General features: G+C 61.6%; 2 protein-coding genes and 1 pseudogene. 1 reads left to right on the top strand and 2 read right to left on the bottom strand.

Features of this window, described 5'->3' with window-relative positions; genetic code table 11:
- Nucleotides 1-188: 188 nt before the first annotated feature.
- Nucleotides 189-938, bottom strand: a complete 750-nt coding sequence (locus tag QMK17_RS26140; RefSeq protein WP_283512198.1) for a helix-turn-helix transcriptional regulator — start codon at nucleotides 936-938, stop codon at nucleotides 189-191.
- A gap of 102 nt (nucleotides 939-1,040) precedes the next feature.
- On the opposite strand from QMK17_RS26140, the gene QMK17_RS26135 reads away from it, so the two are divergent.
- Complete coding sequence (locus tag QMK17_RS26135; protein WP_283512197.1) at nucleotides 1,041-1,934, top strand: SDR family NAD(P)-dependent oxidoreductase; 894 nt, start codon at nucleotides 1,041-1,043, stop codon at nucleotides 1,932-1,934.
- A gap of 15 nt (nucleotides 1,935-1,949) precedes the next feature.
- On the opposite strand, the pseudogene QMK17_RS26130 reads toward QMK17_RS26135, so the two are convergent.
- Nucleotides 1,950-2,391: pseudogene (locus QMK17_RS26130) on the bottom strand (HNH endonuclease signature motif containing protein); the annotation flags it as partial.

The raw sequence follows: 2,391 nt of genomic DNA, 5'->3' as shown, positions 1-2,391 counted from the left end.
CTCACCCCGGCTGAGTATGCTGCCCAATGCACCCACAACCACCAACCGGTGGACGGCTGCGAGATCGACTGAAGATCAAACCGAAGCGGCTCTAGAACGCTGTGGTCCGACTATCGGGGACCTGCCAGGAGGGCGAAGTGTGAGCCAACCGAGGCGAGTGTGAGATGGATCTCGTGAGCACCCTCGAATCAGACGGCAACCCCGGTAGCCACGCGAAGGAACTCCAGCTTCTCCGAGTCCGCACTACCTGCCGCCGCGGTATAGATCACCACCCGCAGATCGGAGCCGGGCGCGATCAGCACATCGCAGTCAAGCGTCAACTCCTCGACCGACGGATGCTGGATCGTCTTTCGGTCCGACTTGTGGACAGCAACAATGCCGGGCGTCCACAACGAGTCGAAGTACCGATTCTCGGTGCGTAATTCGTCGACAAATTCTGCGAGTGTCGGATCGGACGGGTAGGTCACTGCGGCCGATCTGATGTCGGCCACCAGTGCAGCGGCGAAATGCCCGAGTCCGCTGGACGAGCGGAACGGCCGAAACGTCGCGCGCGCGGTGTCGTCTCGGCCGAACAAGGCTCGGACCAAATTGCGCTGCGGAGGTGTCAGAACTGTCGGATCTTCATGCAAGGCAACCCACATCGGGTTCCATGACAACAGGTTCCAGTGCGCGCTGAACACGCCGACGGGGGTGTTGCCCAGCCGTGTCACCAAACGTGCAACGCCGGGGGCTACGTGCATGTCGATGCTTCCGTCAGCAGGCGGGAGTAGCCCTGCGCATCGGTACAGGTGGTCTCGTTCGGTGTGGTCGAGTTGCAACGACCGTGCCAGGGATGCGACCACCTGTGCAGAAGGATGTCCTGCGCGGCCCTGTTCGAGCCGAACCAGATAATCCACCGACCGCAGCACGTCACCAAGATCCTTGGCTACTGGTTTCACGACACCATCATTACTCGGTTGTCGTATTTCAGCCTGGTACTGCTGGTCCCACTGTCTCGTTGGGTACTGGTTCACACGCATGACTGATGCGAGATTCGAACGATGAAAACCACGACCACGCACACAGTTGTCATGACCGGAGCCAGCCGCGGGATCGGCACGATCGCTGCCGGCGAGATTCTCCGACGCGATCCGGACGCGCATCTCGTCGTCATCGGCCGCGGCGCCGAGGCGCACTCGAAACGTACGACCCTGATCAAGGCGGATCTCGCGTCGGGGGCTGCGACGAGGGCTGCCGTTGCACGGATCGCTGAATCCATCGCAGACGGCGGACTCCCCCCGCTGAGTGGATTTGTCGGCAACGCCGGGATCCAGTACTCGAACAATCTTGTCGAAACTGAAGAGAGGATCGAAGCGACGTTCGCAGTCAATGTGAGGGCGAACCATCTAGTCCTCCGCGGACTGGAGTCCAGCTTCGGAAAGACTGCCCGTGTTGTTGTCACGGTCAGTGATACGCATTTCGGCGATTTTCGCCACAACCTTGCGATGGTTCCGGCGCCGGCGTGGACGTCTGTCGCTAGGCTCGCGCGGACCGAGGCCTTCCCGAATCCGAAGTCCGCGCACGCGGGTAGGACGGCCTACTCCACCAGTAAACTCGCCGCAATCTATCTTGTTCACGCGTGGTCCCGCCGCCTTCCCCATGTGGTGTCCTTCAATCCGGGTTTCGTGCCGGGGACGGATCTGGCGCGAAATGCCAATGCCCTGTCTCGATTCGCGGTGAAACGAATCCTGCCTGCTATGACGTGGACACCAGTCGCCAGTACTCCTGCACGATCGGGGCGTGCTCTCGCGGATGTCGTATTGGGAACGATTGCGACGACCAACGGCGACTATGTCGATCGCACCCCAGTAACGCGGTCGTCCGACGAGTCCTACGACACAGAACGTGAGCAGGAACTCTGGGATTTTCTCGACACCACACCGCCGACTTCCTGAACGGACGGTACGTCGTCAGAAGGGTGGGGGTTGTAGGTCGTCTGCGTAGCGTTGTCGTAGTCGTTGGATGGCTTTGTGTTGCCGGAATTTGCGTCTGATTCGGCGGATTCGGTTGCGGGCGATGTCGGTGTCGGCGGCGCGTTCTTCGGCGGCGGTCGGTGGTGTGCGGTGGGCGGTCATGTTGTTTTCCCACCAGGTTTTCGCGGTGGGATCGAACTCTTGGGCGGGCCCGGGTCGGCGGCGGGGTGTGACCGTAGCGGGCAGGGCGAAGTCGGGGACGGTGATGTGGACGTGGCCGGTGTTGCTGGTCCAGATGATCACCCCGTTCAGGTGCATGACGGTGTGCCAGGTTTTGGTGGTTTTCGCTTGGTGGTGGCAGGTGCAGACGGGGTGCAGGTTCGAGGCGATGCTCCAGCCGCCTGCTGACGGGTTGTGGTGGTCGAAGGGGACGATGTGG

The organism is Rhodococcus sp. G-MC3 (assembly GCF_030063335.1).
In the GTDB taxonomy this organism is placed as follows: Bacteria; Actinomycetota; Actinomycetes; order Mycobacteriales; family Mycobacteriaceae; genus Rhodococcoides.
The sequence above is the reverse complement of the archived record's forward strand: the minus strand, read 5'-3'. Positions and strand labels throughout refer to the sequence as shown.